The organism is Amycolatopsis circi, assembly GCF_003385235.1.
GTDB lineage: Bacteria > Actinomycetota > Actinomycetes > Mycobacteriales > Pseudonocardiaceae > Amycolatopsis > Amycolatopsis circi.
Genome location: NZ_PQIA01000189.1, coordinates 1 through 13,780, shown reverse-complemented (window position 1 = coordinate 13,780; position 13,780 = coordinate 1). Strand labels below are relative to the sequence as shown.

Sequence of the window (13,780 nt, the reverse complement as noted above, 5' to 3'; positions counted from 1 at the left end):
AGTGTCGTAACATGGGTATAAGAGCCAGCCCGTCCGGATTCCCCGACTGGGCGTTGGGCGCCATCAACGAAAACCCCGCCCCCTGGTCGTCTACCGCGACCACCAGCCGGCCGTGCGGGGTGTCCACCGGCGGGTTCACCACCGTCCCGCCCAGCTCCGGGATCCGGGCCGCCGACTGGTCCGCGTCTGACGTCCAGAAGTAGGTCATCCACCCAGGCTGACCGGGGCTGTCCGCCGACAGCTCGCCAAGGCCGCCGACGGGGCGGCCGTCCACGTCCAGCGTCGCGTATGTGAACCCCGGCCCGGACATGTCCCCGAAGCCGTACCCGAACACATCCCCGTAGAACTGCTTGGCCGCCGCGAAATCCCGCGTCATGCATTCGTTCCACGCGGGCGCCCCGGGCGTGAGCGTGGCCTGGGTCCCGGAATGCCTTCCCGGCTGCCACAGGCCGAACGTCGCCCCGGTCGGGTCGGTCGCGATGGCCATCCGGCCCTCGGTCAGGACGTCCATCGGCGGGGCGATGACCTGCCCGCCCGCTTCCGCGATCGCGGCGACCGTCTTGTCCACATCGGACACTGACAGATACGTCGTCCACATCGGCGGCATGCCCGCTTGCTCCGGCGGGGTCTGGCCGATGCCCGCCACCGGTTTTCCGGATATCTGCGCCATTCCGTAAAAGCCGGTCTCCGGGCCGCCGGATTCCACTGTCCAGCCCAGGAGACCCTGGTAGAACGTGACCGCCTTGTCGCGGTCAGGCACCATCAAGTCGCCCCAGCACGGGGTGCCCGCGGGCCACGGTTCAGTCCTGGTGATCATGTCTGCCTCCCAGAATTGTGCCAACCGCCACAGTGTCGCACCGGGGACCGACAAAATCGGGGGCGTCTTGTTCAATGCCCGTTCAATCGCCCGCTCAGTGTCCGCCGTTCACCAGGTGGGCGTACACGATGATGTTGTCCACATAGCTGTGCTCGGCCCGGTCGAACGCGCCGCCGCAGGTGATCAGGCGCAGCTGCGGGTCCGAAGTGTCCCCGTAGACCGCGTCGCTCGGGAAGACGTCCTTGGGCACCTGGTCCACTTTGGTCACCTCGAAGTGTGCGGTGGTGCCGTCGCGGCGGGCGATGTCGACGTCGTCTCCCGGCTTCATTTCCTTGAGCCGGTAGAAGATCCCTTTTTGCTTGTTTCCGTCCACGTGCCCGAGCACGACCGCGGGCCCGACCTCGCCGGGCGTGGGGCCGTTTTCGTACCAACCGGCCTGCAATGGCTTGCTGACCGGCGGGACCTGCACCGAATTGTCGGGATTGAGGCCGAGCGGCACCAGGCTGGAATGCGCGTCGATGCGCGGGATGTCCAGCGACACCGGCTCCGATTTCGGCATCGCGGCCGACGAAGCGGACGGAACGCCGGAAGCGGGTGCCGCGGTCGTCGAGCCGACCGAGCATCCGGCCAGCAGCGCGGCGAGCGCGACGGCCGTCGCGGCGATTGTCTTCCTGATCATCATTCCCCCGATCCGCCAAGGCCTGGCCGCGAAAAAGCAGCCAGGCCCAGGAGACTAGTCAGCCACGCTGGCGACGACGCGCCACCACGAACCCGGTGCCGCCGAGCGCGAGCACGCCCATCGCGCCGGCCGCGATCGGCAGGCCGAGGTTCGACTGGTTGTCCACGACCGGACCGTCCGTACCACCGGTCTGCGGCGCGCCGGACGGGACCTTGCTGACCTGCTTCGGCGCGGCGGGAGCGGGCTTCGGCTGCGGAGCGGGCTTCGCGCCCAGCACGGTGAACTTCGTGGTGAGGTCGGCGCTGCCACAGGAAAACGCCACCTTGTACACGCCGGGCTTCACCCCGGCGCGGACGGTCGCGGTGCCCTGCGAGATCGGAGCCTTCGACGGGTCGTTCTGCGTCCCGACCGGGTGCAGCTTGCCGAACTGCAGCGCCGCCGAGTTCAGGTTCTTGATTTCCGAGGCTTCGCAGCCGACGCGCACCGTGACACGGTCCCCAGCGTGGCCGGACGACGGCAGCACCCGGATGAATGCCTTCGGGACACCAGGGTTCTCGTCCGTCGGTTCCTCAGTAGCAGGAGAGGAAGACGGAGCGGCAGTGCTCGACGCGGGCGGCGTGGTGGGCGCCTCGGCGGCGAAAGCCGGCGCGGCCGAAAGCATTCCGGCGGCGACCAGGGCGGAGAAAACAACGGTACGCTTCATGACACTCCCCTTGATGAAAATGCAATTCCCGCCGCGCGCTCGCAGCGGCGAATCCGCGCCCTGCCAGCAGTTCCCCCTGCGGCCCGGGCGTTTTCGTTCCGACAACAACCAAGACGCCTCCGCCCGCCGCGGGGTTGCCCCGGGAACGAAAAAACCGCCGGAAACAATTTTCCGGCGGTTTTTCGAAGCATGGACGATTAGCTGGCGAGGCTTCCGTCGCCCGCCTTCGCCGCGCCCTGGGGCACCCGCGACACCTGCGCGGCGGGCACGGTGAACATGGCGTTGTACTGCTTCCCGTCGCACGTGACGGTGAGCGGATAACTGCCGGGCTTGGTGCCGGGCACCAGGTCCGCGCTCGCGCTCATCGTGGCCTTCACCCCGACCATCTCGCCGTAGAAGTACTGAGAGAACTTCAGCGCGGGCGAGCTGAACGTCGCCGTACCCGCTTTGGCCCCCGGGCAGTAGGCGAGCGCCAGGTTCGGGTCCGAGCCGCGCTGGTAGGCGTTCACCTGGCCGTGCAGCACCGCGGTGTCCTGGTTCAGCTGCACAGTCACCGGATCAGGAGCCGGACCGTCCGCCGCTACTGCCGGAACCGCTGTCCCGGCCAGTCCGATCGCCGCCATCACCGCGAAAATCGCGCTCTTGCGCACCCTCGTTCCTTCCCCGTGCCACCCGTCTTCACCCCGCAAGACGCGGTGTGCGGCACGGGGTTGCCCTGAGGAGAAAATCAGTCCAGATCGTCGTGCCGCATGAGCTGACGGCCCGCTTCGGTGATCGAGCCGGACAGCGACGGATACACCGAGAACGTCAGCGCGAGGTGGTCCACCGTCAGCTGGTTCTGCACGGCCAGCGCGATCGGCAGGATCAGCTCGCTCGCCGACGGCGCGACCACCACGCCGCCGACCACCACACCGGTGGCGGGACGGCAGAACAGCTTCACGAAACCGTGGCGCAGGCCTTCCATCTTCGCGCGCGCGTTCGTGGCCAGCGGCAGCATGATCGTGCGCGCGGGAACCTCGCCGGAGTCGATCGCCTGCTGGCTGATGCCGACGGTCGCGATCTCCGGGTGGGTGAAGACGTTCGCCGCGACGGTCTTGAGCTTGATCGGCGCGACGCCCTCGCCGAGCGCGTGCCACATCGCGATGCGGCCCTGCATGCTCGCCACGGACGCGAGCATCAGCACGCCGGTGCAGTCGCCCGCCGCGTAGACGCCGGGGACGCTCGTGCGCGACACCCGGTCCACCGCGATGAAGCCGCCGGGACCGGGCTCGATGCCGACGCGGTCGAGGCCGATGTCGGCGGTGTTCGGGACCGATCCGACGGTCATCAGCGCGTGGCTTGCCTCGATCACGCGACCGTCGGCCAGGTGAACTTCGACGCCCTTCTCGGTGCGCTCGACGCGTTCCGCACGGGCCTGCTTGGCCACTGTCGTGCCGCGCTGTGTGAAGACCTCTTCGAGCACCGCGGCGGCGTCGGCGTCCTCGTGCGGCAGCACGCGGTCGCGGCTGGACACGACGGTGACCTTCACGCCCATCTCGGTGTACGCGGAGGCGAATTCGGCACCCGTGACGCCAGATCCGATCACCGCGAGGTGCTCGGGCAGCTCAGTCAGGTCGTACAGCTGACGCCAGTCCAGGATCCGCTCGCCGTCCGGCACCGCGCCGGGCAGCACGCGCGGAGTCGCCCCGGTGGCGATCAGCACGACGTCGGCGGACAGCGATTCCACCTTCCCGTCGGAGTGCGCGATCTCCACCGTGTGAGTGGCCAGACCCGGCTCGTCGTCGGCGAAGCGGGCTTCGGCGGTGATCACGCGCACGCCTTCACGCTGCACCCGAGCACGGATGTCGGCCGACTGCGCGAGCGCGAGGCCTTTCACCCGTCCGTGGACAGTCGGGAGATCGACGGTGGTGTCCGCGAGGTCGGTGTTGATGCCGAGTTCGCCGAGGTCGTGCATCTTCGCGAGCGCGCCGGACGAGGCGATGAACGTCTTCGAAGGCACGCAGTCGTAGAGGACACAGGCGCCGCCCAGGCCGTCCCGCTCGACGATCGTCACGTCGGCGCCGTGCTGCGCCGCGACCAAGGCGGCTTCGTAGCCCGCCGGGCCGCCGCCCATGATCACGATCCTGGTCACCTGGGGTCCTCCTATGTCACACGTGCTTGGCGGTGGTCCTGACCCTACGCGGCGAACCTGACCGGCAAGCGAAGTGCCCGGACACGGCATGTGCATCCGATCGAGGCGAACCTGGGTCGCTAGGCTGTGCCGCGTGCCGTTGTATGCCGCTTACGGATCCAACATGGAGCCCGCCCAGATGCTGGAGCGCGCCCCGCACTCGCCCATGGCCGGCACCGGCTGGCTGGAAGGCTGGCGGCTGACCTTCGGCGGCGAGGACATCGGGTGGGAAGGCGCGCTGGCCACCATCGTCGAGGACCCGTCGTCGCGGGTGTTCGTGGTGACCTACGACGTGACCGCGCTCGACGAGGAACGGCTCGACCGCTGGGAAGGTGGCGAGCTGGGGATGCACACGAAGATCCGGCTGCGGGTCCAGACGATGGACGGGCCGGTGCTGGCCTGGCTGTACGTCCTGGACGCCTACGAGGGCGGCCTGCCCTCGGCGCGGTATCTCGGGGTGCTCGCGGACGCCGCGGAGGCGGCCGGCGCCCCAGTGGACTACGTGGACGATCTGCGCACCCGGCCGTGCACCGGGATCAGCGGCTGACGCTTGCCGTCTTGACCGTCCGTGAGGGGAACCCTCACGAACTCTGAGTCCCTCAGGGTTCCCCTCACGGCCTTTCAGCCGTTCGAGAGGCGAACCAAATTGGCCGTCCCGACCTCGCCGCAGGCTCTCCGAACGCTCGTTTCTGGAGTCATCCACACCCGCCCTAGCAGAGGGCCGAAAGTTGTCCCCAGCGACACCACCCTGTGGATAACTCTGCGTCTCCGGACTATCCACGGCCCCGCCGGACAGCCGCCCAATACCACACGGCAGAGGCTCACCCACACGGGCATCCAGCACCTCAGCGCGCAGGAAAAATCGCAGCGCGTCACCACATACGACGGCAAAATTCAGTACAGAGAATCAGCGCGGAAGGCCACTGATTCCGCCAAAGCCGTTGCCGCGCAACACGAAATCCATCACAGGTGAGCAACTGCCAACCGCCGAACCCGGGCAGCGCAAAAGTCCGAAATTACTCTAGGTGAGCGGTCTCAAGCGTCGCCTTCAGCGGTCTAGACCACAGCGCGTGACTCCCCGCTGACACCCCCGCACGAGGGGTACCTCTCACCCGCCTGAGTTATCCACATCGACGCGAAGCCTGTGGATAACTCAGGCCAGCGAGGCCAGTGCGGTGTGCACCAAAGTGCGGACTCCGACGAGCAGCGCGCGCTCGTCGAGGACGAACGTCGGGCGGTGGATGTCGGCCTGCGGAGCGGGCGGGCCGGACCACACGCCGAGCCGGGCGAAGGCCCCGCTGACGTGCTCCAGGTACCAGCCGAAGTCCTCGCCGCCGGACGACTGTTCCGTCCCGGCGAGCCCCGCTTCGCCGACCGCCGCCTCGACGCCGGCGCGCATCAGCGCGGTCGACTCCGCATCGGAGACCACGGGCGGCACCCCGCGCCGGTAGTCGAGCGAGAAGCCGACGCCGCTCGGGGCCAGCAGCGATTCGACCGACGACGCGACGAGCGGCTCCAGCGCCTTCCACACCTCGTGGTCGGCGGTCCGCAGGGTGCCGCGCAGGACGCCGTCCTGCGGGACCGCGTTCGCGGCCTGTCCGGCGTGCACCGCGCCCCAGACCAGCACCGTGCCGGACCGCGGGTCGACGCGGCGGGACAGCACCGACGGCAGCGACGTGATGACCGTGCCGAGCGCGTACACGAGGTCGGCGGTGAGGTGCGGCCGCGAGGTGTGGCCGCCGGGCGAGGTCAGGCGCAGTTCGATGAGGTCGGCGGCGGACGTCAGCGCGCCGACCCGGGTGCCGACCTTGCCCGCTTCGAGCCGCGGGTCGCAGTGCAGGCCGTAGATCCGCTCGACGCCTTCCAGCGCTCCCGCGGCGATCATGTCCAGCGCGCCGCCGGGCATGACCTCCTCCGCGGGCTGGAAGATCAGCCGCACGCGGCCGGGCAGCTCAGGTGCGCCGGCGAGCGCGCGCCCGGCGCCGAGCAGGATCGCGGTGTGCGCGTCGTGGCCGCACATGTGCGCCGCGCCCTCGGTGGTCGAGGAGTACGGCAGGCCGGTGTCCTCGGTCAGCGGCAGCGCGTCGATGTCCGCGCGCAGCGCGACGCAGCGCTCGCCCTTGCCGATGTCGCACACCACGCCGGTGCCGCCGGGCAGCACCCACGGCTTGAGCCCGACCCGGCGCAGCAGCGACACGATCAGCTCGGTCGTCGCGTACTCGTCGCGAGACAGCTCGGGGTGGGCATGGATGTGCCGCCGCCACGCGAGCACGTCGGTCGCGTTCGCGCGCAGCCAGTCGTCCAGCCAGAACGGGCCGCGGCCCGCGCCAAGGTCTTCCACCGGAGCCATGCTGACGCCGGCTTCGCTCAGCAGCGCGCCGGGCGCCGCGATCGGGTTGTGGTCACCTGGAACGTCCGGCCGTGAATCCAGCACCGTCACGCCGCACCTCCTCCCGCAACACGAGCGCAGGCGAACACGCAACGTGCCGATCGATCTGTCTTACGCATTGCAGTCGATCGTGCACCATGCAGGTGGCAAGAGGCGGGGCCGGGCGCGGCGACAAAGACGGCCGGTAGAAGATCTGCGGCGAACGGCTGACGAAGTTCGGCCAGGGTGAACGACGAAAAGCTCAGCCGCCTTGGGCTTTGCGGCGCTTGATGCGGTGGCGGCGGCCGAAGAACACGATGGCGAGCAGCACTACCGCGGCCCCGCCAGCGATGAGGTTCTTCTTCGTCTTGTCGGCGTTGGCCTTGTCGGTCTGCGTGGGGTCCAGCACCGGGCCGGGCGGTGCCTGGTGGACCGCGTTCACCTGCGTGATCGCCGTCTCAGCCGGCACCGTGACCGCGGCGGGAGCCGAGGTCGCCGCGGACGCAGCCACCGGCAGCGCTCCGGTGAGCAGCACGCCCAGCAAACCGGCCAGCAGCAGTCCCCGCACCTTCGCCATGACTTCCCTTCTACGCCGTCACCGTGCATTGTGCCCGCCGAAGCGCGAGCGCGTCAGCCGCCACGCGGTGGAGGCGGGTCCGCTCGCCCCGCGCTGACGACCGTCGAGCGCAACAAGCCCCCGAGACGGTCAAAAGACACTTGTGCGCACCGCGTTTTCCCTTCTTGGACAACGTTCAAGAAGGGAAGTTCACGACGGGTCGGCGAACGCGGCCAAGATCCGCTGCGCGGCCAGCGTGGCGGTGAGTTCTCCGTCGCGCACCGCTTGTTCCACGTCGGCTACCTGCGCGCGGACCGCCGGATGCGCGGTGAGCCGGTCGAGCAGCTGCTCGCGGACCATCGACCAGGTCCAGTCCACCTGCTGTCGTTTGCGCCGTTCGCCAAGATCACCCGATTCGGTGAGCACCTCGCGATGTTTGCCGATCGCCGCCCACACCTCGTCGAGACCGCTGCCTTCGAGCCCGCTGCACGTGAGCACCGGCGGCGTCCAGAGCGCGTCCTTGCCGTAGATCATCCGCAGCGCGCCCTGCAGTTCGCGCGCGGCGCGCTTGGCGTCGCGTTCGTGCGGGCCGTCGGCCTTGTTCACGGCGATGACGTCGGCGAGTTCCAGCACGCCCTTCTTGATGCCCTGCAACTGGTCGCCGGTGCGCGCGAGGGTAAGGAAGAGAAAGCAGTCGACCATGTTCGCCACGGTCACCTCGGACTGCCCGACCCCGACCGTCTCGACCAGCACGACGTCGAAACCGGCCGCCTCCATCAGCACGATCGTCTCGCGGGTGGCGCGGGCGACGCCGCCGAGCGTGCCGGACGTCGGCGACGGCCGGATGAACGCCTTCGGATCGACCGCCAGCCGCGCCATCCGCGTCTTGTCGCCGAGGATCGAGCCGCCGGTGCGGGTCGAGGACGGGTCGACGGCCAGCACCGCGACCCGGTGCCCGGCCGTGGTGAGGTCGGTGCCGAGCTGGTCGATGAATGTCGACTTACCGACTCCGGGTACGCCGGTGATGCCGACGCGTTTCGCCCCGCCCGCGTGCGGGAGCAGCTCGACCAGCAGTTCCTGGGCTTGCCGCCGGTGGTCCTCCCGGTGCGATTCGACCAGCGTGATGGCCTTGGACAGGGTCCCCCGGTCGCCCGCGAGCACGCCCTTGGCGTATTCGCCGACGTCGATCCGCCGCGGCAAGGTTCAGGACTCCTGCGCGGCCAGTTGCTGCAGCAGGTCGATCGCGGCGTCCGCGAGCACCGTGCCCGGGCCGAAGATCGCCGCCGCTCCCGCTTCGCGCAGCTCGGGGTAGTCCTGCGGCGGGATCACGCCGCCGACCACGACCATGATGTCCTCGCGGCCCAGTTCGGCCAGTTCGTGGCGCAGCGCGGGCACCAGCGAGAGGTGCCCCGCGGCCAGCGAGGACACGCCGATCACGTGCACATCGGCTTCCGACGCCTGGCGCGCGACCTCGGCCGGGGTGGAGAACAGCGGGCCGACGTCGACGTCGAAGCCGAGGTCGGCGAAGCCGGTAGCGATCACCTTCTGGCCGCGGTCGTGGCCGTCCTGGCCCATCTTCGCGACGAGGATGCGCGGGCGGCGGCCTTCCTCTTCAGCGAATTTGTCGACCAGTTCGCGGGCCTTCTCGACGTTGTCCGACTTCCCCACCTCTTCCCGGTACACGCCGGAGATCGTGCGGATCTGGCCGGAGTGGCGGCCCCAGTTCTTCTCCAGCGCGTCGGAGATTTCGCCGACGGTGGCCTTCGCGCGCGCGGCGTTGATGGCCAGCTCAAGCAGGTTGCCGTTGTTCTGCGCACCTTCGGTGAGCCGGCGCAGGGCGTCCTCGGTTGCCTGCGGGTCGCGCTCCTCGCGCAGCCGACGCAGCTTCTCCAACTGCTGTGCGCGTACGCCCGCGTTGTCGACCTTCAGCACGTCAATCTGCTCGTCGTCGGTGACCTGGTACTTGTTCACGCCGATGACCGGCTGTCGTCCCGAGTCGATGCGCGCCTGCGTACGCGCGGCTGCCTCTTCGATACGCAGCTTCGGGATGCCTTCGTCGATCGCGCGCGCCATGCCGCCCGCGCCCTCGACTTCGGTGATGTGGCCCCATGCCTTGCGCGCGAGGTCGTAGGTGAGCTTCTCGACGAACGCGCTGCCGCCCCACGGGTCGATGACGCGCGTGGTGCCGGATTCCTGCTGCAGTAACAGCTGTGTGTTGCGCGCGATCCGCGCGGAGAAGTCGGTGGGCAGCGCCAGCGCTTCGTCGAGAGCGTTGGTGTGCAACGACTGTGTGTGCCCCTGGGTGGCGGCCATCGCCTCGACGCACGTACGCGTGACGTTGTTGAAGACGTCCTGCGCGGTAAGCGACCAACCTGACGTCTGAGAGTGCGTACGCAGCGACAGTGACTTCTGCGACTTCGGGTCGAACTGCTTAACCAGCTTCGCCCACAACAGTCGCGCCGCGCGCAGCTTCGCGACCTCCATGAAGAAGTTCATGCCGATCGCCCAGAAGAACGACAGCCGCGGCGCGAACTTGTCGACGTCCAGCCCGGCCTCGACGCCCGCGCGGATGTACTCGACGCCGTCCGCGAGCGTGTACGCCAGCTCCAGATCGGCGGTAGCTCCGGCCTCCTGCATGTGGTAGCCGGAGATGGAGATGGAGTTGTACTTCGGCATGTGCTGCGAGGTGTAGCCGAAGATGTCGGAGATGATCCGCATCGACGGCTGCGGCGGGTAGATGTAGGTGTTGCGGACCATGAACTCCTTGAGGATGTCGTTCTGGATCGTCCCCGCGAGCTGCTCCGGCTTCACCCCCTGTTCCTCGGCCGCGACCACGTACAGCGCGAGCACCGGCAGCACCGCGCCGTTCATCGTCATCGAGACGGACATCTTGTCCAGCGGGATGCCGTCGAACAGCTGGCGCATGTCGTAGATCGAGTCGATCGCCACGCCCGCCATGCCGACGTCGCCGGACACGCGCGGGTGGTCGGAGTCGTAGCCGCGGTGGGTGGCGAGGTCGAACGCGACCGACAGGCCCTTCTGCCCGGCCGCGAGGTTGCGACGGTAGAAGGCGTTCGACTCCTGCGCGGTGGAGAACCCGGCGTACTGGCGGATCGTCCAGGGCTGGTTGACGTACATCGTCGGGTACGGCCCGCGCAGGTACGGCGCGATGCCCGGGTACGTGCCCAGGAAGTCCACATCGGACAGATCGGCGGCGGTGTAGACCGGCTTCACGCCGATGCCCTCGGGGGTTTCCCAGGCCAGCGCGTCCGGGCCCTTGCCGGTGGCTTCCTGTACCGCCTGGGCCCACGCGTCTCGGTCGCCCGATTCCGGGGTGCCGAGGGAAATGTCGGCGAAGTTGGGGATACTCATGCGGAGACTCCCAGCTGTGCGTGGAGGCTGGTCAGGACTTCGAGCGCGTCGCACCCGGCGTACAAATTGCCGCTGATTCCGTCGTAGGTGCCCTTGCCCGCCAACAGAACCTGCTTCGCACCGAGGGACGCCGCGACGGACGCGGCCTGCTCCTCGTACGCCGCGTCGGTGCCGCAGACGCAGGCGACCTTCGCGCCGCTCTCGCGGAACGCGCCGGGCAGATCGTCGGTCGCGCCGGGGTTCACCGCCTCGATGCCGCCCGCCTGCAACAGGTTCGTCGCGAAGGACGCGCGGCCAGTGTGCGCAGCGACCGGACCCAGCGTGGCCAGGAAAACCTTCGGCCGCTCGCCGTGCTTGGCGAGGTAAGCGTCGGACGCGTCGCGCAGCTTCTCATACTCCTCGGCGTACCGGTGCCGCGGCAGCCCGCCGTCCACAGTGGACGGGACCGCTTCGCGGGTGACCGGCTTTTCCTCCAGGTTCGGGAACTCGCTGACGCCGGTGAGCGGGTCACGCCGGGTGGCGAGACGGCTCGCTCGCTTCTCCCAGGTCTCGGCCAGGCGTCCGGCCAGCGCGCCGGACGCCAGCTCGGCCTCGATGCCGCCCGCCGCCTCGATCGCGGTGAATTCGCGCCACGCGGCTTCGGCGAGTTCGTCGGTGAGCTTTTCGACGTACCAGGAGCCGCCCGCCGGGTCGATCACGTTGCCCAGCTTCGACTCTTCGATGAGGATCGCGTTGGTGTTGCGGGCGATCCGCGAGGAAAACGCGTCCGGCAGGCCGATGGCCGCGTCGAACGGCAGCACGGTGACCGCGTCCGCGCCGCCGACCCCGGCCGCGAAGCAGGCAACGGTGGTGCGCAGCATGTTCACCCACGGGTCGCGCTGGGTGAACATCGACGGCGACGTGACCGCATGCTGGTGCATCCCGCGCGCGTCCGCCGCCGCACCGGAGACTTCGAGAACCCGGTCCCACAGCCGGCGCGCGGCGCGGAACTTGGCGATGGTCAGGAACTGGTCCGCGGTCGCCGCGAACCGGAACTCGAGCTGCGCGGCCGCCGCGGCGATGTCCAGGCCCGCCTCGGTGAGCGCGCGCAGATACGCGACGCCGGACGCGATCGTCGCGCCGAGTTCCTGCGAGTCGGAGCCGCCTGCCTCATGAAACGGCAGTCCGTCGGCGACGATCGTGCGGACCTTGGGGTACTTAGGGGCAACTTTCGCGGCCAATTCGGCGGCTGGGCCGAGCGGCAGCGCCTGCCCGGTGCGCGCCGTGGTGCCGAGCGGGTCCGCACCGAGCGTGCCGACGGCTTCGCTGGCCGGGACCTCGCGCTCGGCGAAGAGGTCGAGAAGCGCCTGAGCAGCGGTTTCGTACTCCGGACCGGCGTCGAGGACGACCGGCGCGAGGCCGACGTACACCTCGTTCAGCGCGTCCGCGAGCGCGGAAATCGGCAGCGAACCCTCGCCGAGCCGGAGCCACACCGAAGACGCGCCGCCTTCGAGGTCGGCGAGGATCGCCGCGTTGGCCGCGCGGACGTCTTCGCGCTGGTGACGGACCCGGATGTCCCACCCGGTGTCGACGACCCCTTCCGGCCGCGTGCCGCGCACGAACGGCGGCAGCCCCGGGAAGCCGAGGTCGCCGCCAGAGTCGTCAGACGTGTATAGCGGCTGGATTTCGATGCCGTCGTAGGTGCGCGAGGCGAGCTTGCTCTCCGGCGCACCCGCGAAATCTTCGGGGAGCCTGCCGCTCTTGCGCAGCACTCCCGCCACCAGCTCCTGCCACTGGGCGCGGTCCGCGGTCGGGAACTCCGCCGCGAGCGCGAGCCCGGGCTCGGAGTGCGGCGCCGACTCCGGACCAGCCACGTTCGTCATACCCAGTGATGGTAGAGGCAGGCCACCACCCGCACCTGTGACTCTGCTCGCCCCCCGTACGGGTGAACTCAGGGGTAGCGGTGCTGAGTCGAAGAGTGTCGGCGGCTTGGGCCACAATCATGGGGTGCCCTCGGAGAACAGCGACCTGGACCAGCCCGGCAACACCGACAGCACCGGCTCGGCGAAAGCCGGGCCGTCGACCGGCGGCGACCAGCCGCGGGTAGTCGCCGGGCGCTACCGGCTGCGGTCGGTTCTGGGGTCCGGGTCGATGGGCACGGTCTGGTCGGCTTACGACGAGTTCCTGCACCGCCCGGTCGCGGTCAAGGAGATGAAGGTGCCGCCGGGCATCCCGGCCGAGCAGGCGGACGAACTGCGCGAGCGCACGCTGCGCGAGGCACGCGCGATCGCGGTGCTGTCGCATCCGAACGTCATCACCCTGCACGACGTCGCCCGCGAGAACGACGCACCGTTCGTCGTGATGGAACTGCTGCCGTCGCGAAGCCTCGCGCACCTGCTGCGCGACCACGGACCCCTGACTGTCGCACAGGCCGCGGCAGTCGGCATCGCGGTCGCCGCTGCGCTCGAAGCAGCCCACGACGCAGGCATCACGCACCGCGACGTGAAGCCCGGCAACGTCCTGGTGGCCAGCGACGGCCGGATCAAGCTCACCGACTTCGGCATCGCCCGCAACGTCTCCGAAGCCACCATGACCAGGACCGGCATCATGCTCGGTTCGCCCGCCTACATCTCGCCAGAGGTCGCTTCGGGCGGTGCCGTCACCCCGAACGCCGACCTGTGGGGCCTCGGCGCGACGCTGTTCGCCGCGGTCGAAGGTGCACCCCCGTACGACGCGGACGGCGACCCGCTGGAAACCGTCGGCAAGGTCGTGAACGGCAAGGTCCCGCGCCCGAAGCCGGGCCCGCTGGCCGACGTGATCACCGCGTTGATGAAGAAGGAGCCGGAGAAGCGGATCTCGCTGCGCGAGGTGCGCCACCGCCTCTACCCCATGCAGAACAAGGCCGCGCTGGACTTGTTCGGCCCAGAACTGTTCCGCACGCCAGACGGCAAGAAGACGGCCGCACACCTGGACGCCACTGACACCCAGGTGATCAAAACGGTCGCCCCGAAGCCCGAGACCCTCGATCAGCCCGCCGCCCTCGCAGCGGACCCGGGCCCGCTGCCGTTCATGCGCTCGGGAAACACCGGCTCGGCACCCGCCTTCACCCCCGCTCCCCCGCCTGTCCCCTATACAA

Annotated in this window: 12 protein-coding genes; 2 read left to right on the top strand and 10 right to left on the bottom strand. The window is 69.4% G+C overall.

Features of this window, described 5'->3' with window-relative positions:
- The 5 genes from D0D37_RS42830 to D0D37_RS42810 form a co-directional block, all read right to left on the bottom strand.
- Positions 1-817: VOC family protein (locus tag D0D37_RS42830; protein ID WP_162834753.1), on the bottom strand; the 817-nt coding region annotated here is incomplete at its 3' end.
- A gap of 94 nt (positions 818-911) precedes the next feature.
- Positions 912-1,496: a class F sortase gene (locus tag D0D37_RS42825; RefSeq protein ID WP_116206289.1), complete on the bottom strand. Its 585-nt coding sequence runs from the start codon at positions 1,494-1,496 to the stop codon at positions 912-914.
- A 58-nt stretch (positions 1,497-1,554) separates the two neighbouring features.
- A complete protein-coding gene (locus D0D37_RS42820; RefSeq protein WP_208720539.1) occupies positions 1,555-2,199 on the bottom strand; it encodes a hypothetical protein in 645 nt (214 codons plus the stop codon).
- Positions 2,200-2,396: 197 nt separating this feature from the next.
- Positions 2,397-2,849 (bottom strand): hypothetical protein, encoded by a 453-nt coding sequence (locus D0D37_RS42815; protein WP_116206286.1) that lies wholly within the window; start codon positions 2,847-2,849, stop codon positions 2,397-2,399.
- Between the two features lie 77 nt (positions 2,850-2,926).
- Positions 2,927-4,330: an NAD(P)H-quinone dehydrogenase gene (locus D0D37_RS42810; RefSeq protein WP_116206285.1), complete on the bottom strand. Its 1,404-nt coding sequence runs from the start codon at positions 4,328-4,330 to the stop codon at positions 2,927-2,929.
- Positions 4,331-4,463: 133 nt separating this feature from the next.
- Here D0D37_RS42810 and D0D37_RS42805 point away from each other — a divergent pair, with 133 nt between their 5' ends.
- On the top strand, positions 4,464-4,916 hold the full coding sequence (locus tag D0D37_RS42805) for a gamma-glutamylcyclotransferase family protein (protein WP_208720538.1): 453 nt from the start codon (positions 4,464-4,466) through the stop codon (positions 4,914-4,916).
- A gap of 606 nt (positions 4,917-5,522) precedes the next feature.
- Here the strand turns inward: D0D37_RS42805 and D0D37_RS42800 are convergent.
- From D0D37_RS42800 to D0D37_RS42780, 5 genes are all read right to left on the bottom strand, one after another.
- Positions 5,523-6,809 (bottom strand): amidohydrolase, encoded by a 1,287-nt coding sequence (locus D0D37_RS42800; protein ID WP_116206283.1) that lies wholly within the window; start codon positions 6,807-6,809, stop codon positions 5,523-5,525.
- Between the two features lie 190 nt (positions 6,810-6,999).
- Positions 7,000-7,314: a hypothetical protein gene (locus D0D37_RS42795; RefSeq protein ID WP_116206282.1), complete on the bottom strand. Its 315-nt coding sequence runs from the start codon at positions 7,312-7,314 to the stop codon at positions 7,000-7,002.
- Between the two features lie 189 nt (positions 7,315-7,503).
- Positions 7,504-8,493 carry a methylmalonyl Co-A mutase-associated GTPase MeaB gene (gene meaB / locus D0D37_RS42790; RefSeq protein ID WP_116206281.1) on the bottom strand — a complete coding sequence of 330 codons (990 nt, stop codon included), beginning with the start codon at positions 8,491-8,493 and terminating at the stop codon, positions 7,504-7,506.
- A gap of 3 nt (positions 8,494-8,496) precedes the next feature.
- Positions 8,497-10,665 carry a methylmalonyl-CoA mutase gene (gene scpA / locus D0D37_RS42785; RefSeq protein ID WP_116206280.1) on the bottom strand — a complete coding sequence of 723 codons (2,169 nt, stop codon included), beginning with the start codon at positions 10,663-10,665 and terminating at the stop codon, positions 8,497-8,499.
- Positions 10,662-12,527 (bottom strand): methylmalonyl-CoA mutase family protein, encoded by a 1,866-nt coding sequence (locus tag D0D37_RS42780; protein ID WP_208720537.1) that lies wholly within the window; start codon positions 12,525-12,527, stop codon positions 10,662-10,664. The genes scpA and D0D37_RS42780 overlap by 4 nt, the downstream gene beginning before the upstream one ends.
- A 268-nt stretch (positions 12,528-12,795) precedes the next feature.
- Between D0D37_RS42780 and D0D37_RS42775 the strand changes: the two genes are divergently transcribed.
- The coding region (locus tag D0D37_RS42775; protein WP_244223877.1) for a serine/threonine-protein kinase at positions 12,796-13,780 on the top strand (985 nt) is incomplete at its 3' end.

Bases quoted from the DNA above. Each gene is read 5' to 3' on its own strand.
- D0D37_RS42780 (WP_208720537.1), bottom strand. From the start codon at position 12,527: ATGACGAACGTGGCTGGTCCGGAGTCGGCGCCGCACTCCGAGCCCGGG.
- D0D37_RS42795 (WP_116206282.1), bottom strand. From the start codon at position 7,314: ATGGCGAAGGTGCGGGGACTGCTGCTGGCCGGTTTGCTGGGCGTGCTG.
- D0D37_RS42820 (WP_208720539.1), bottom strand. From the start codon at position 2,199: ATGAAGCGTACCGTTGTTTTCTCCGCCCTGGTCGCCGCCGGAATGCTT.
- D0D37_RS42825 (WP_116206289.1), bottom strand. From the start codon at position 1,496: ATGATCAGGAAGACAATCGCCGCGACGGCCGTCGCGCTCGCCGCGCTG.
- scpA (WP_116206280.1), bottom strand. From the start codon at position 10,665: ATGAGTATCCCCAACTTCGCCGACATTTCCCTCGGCACCCCGGAATCG.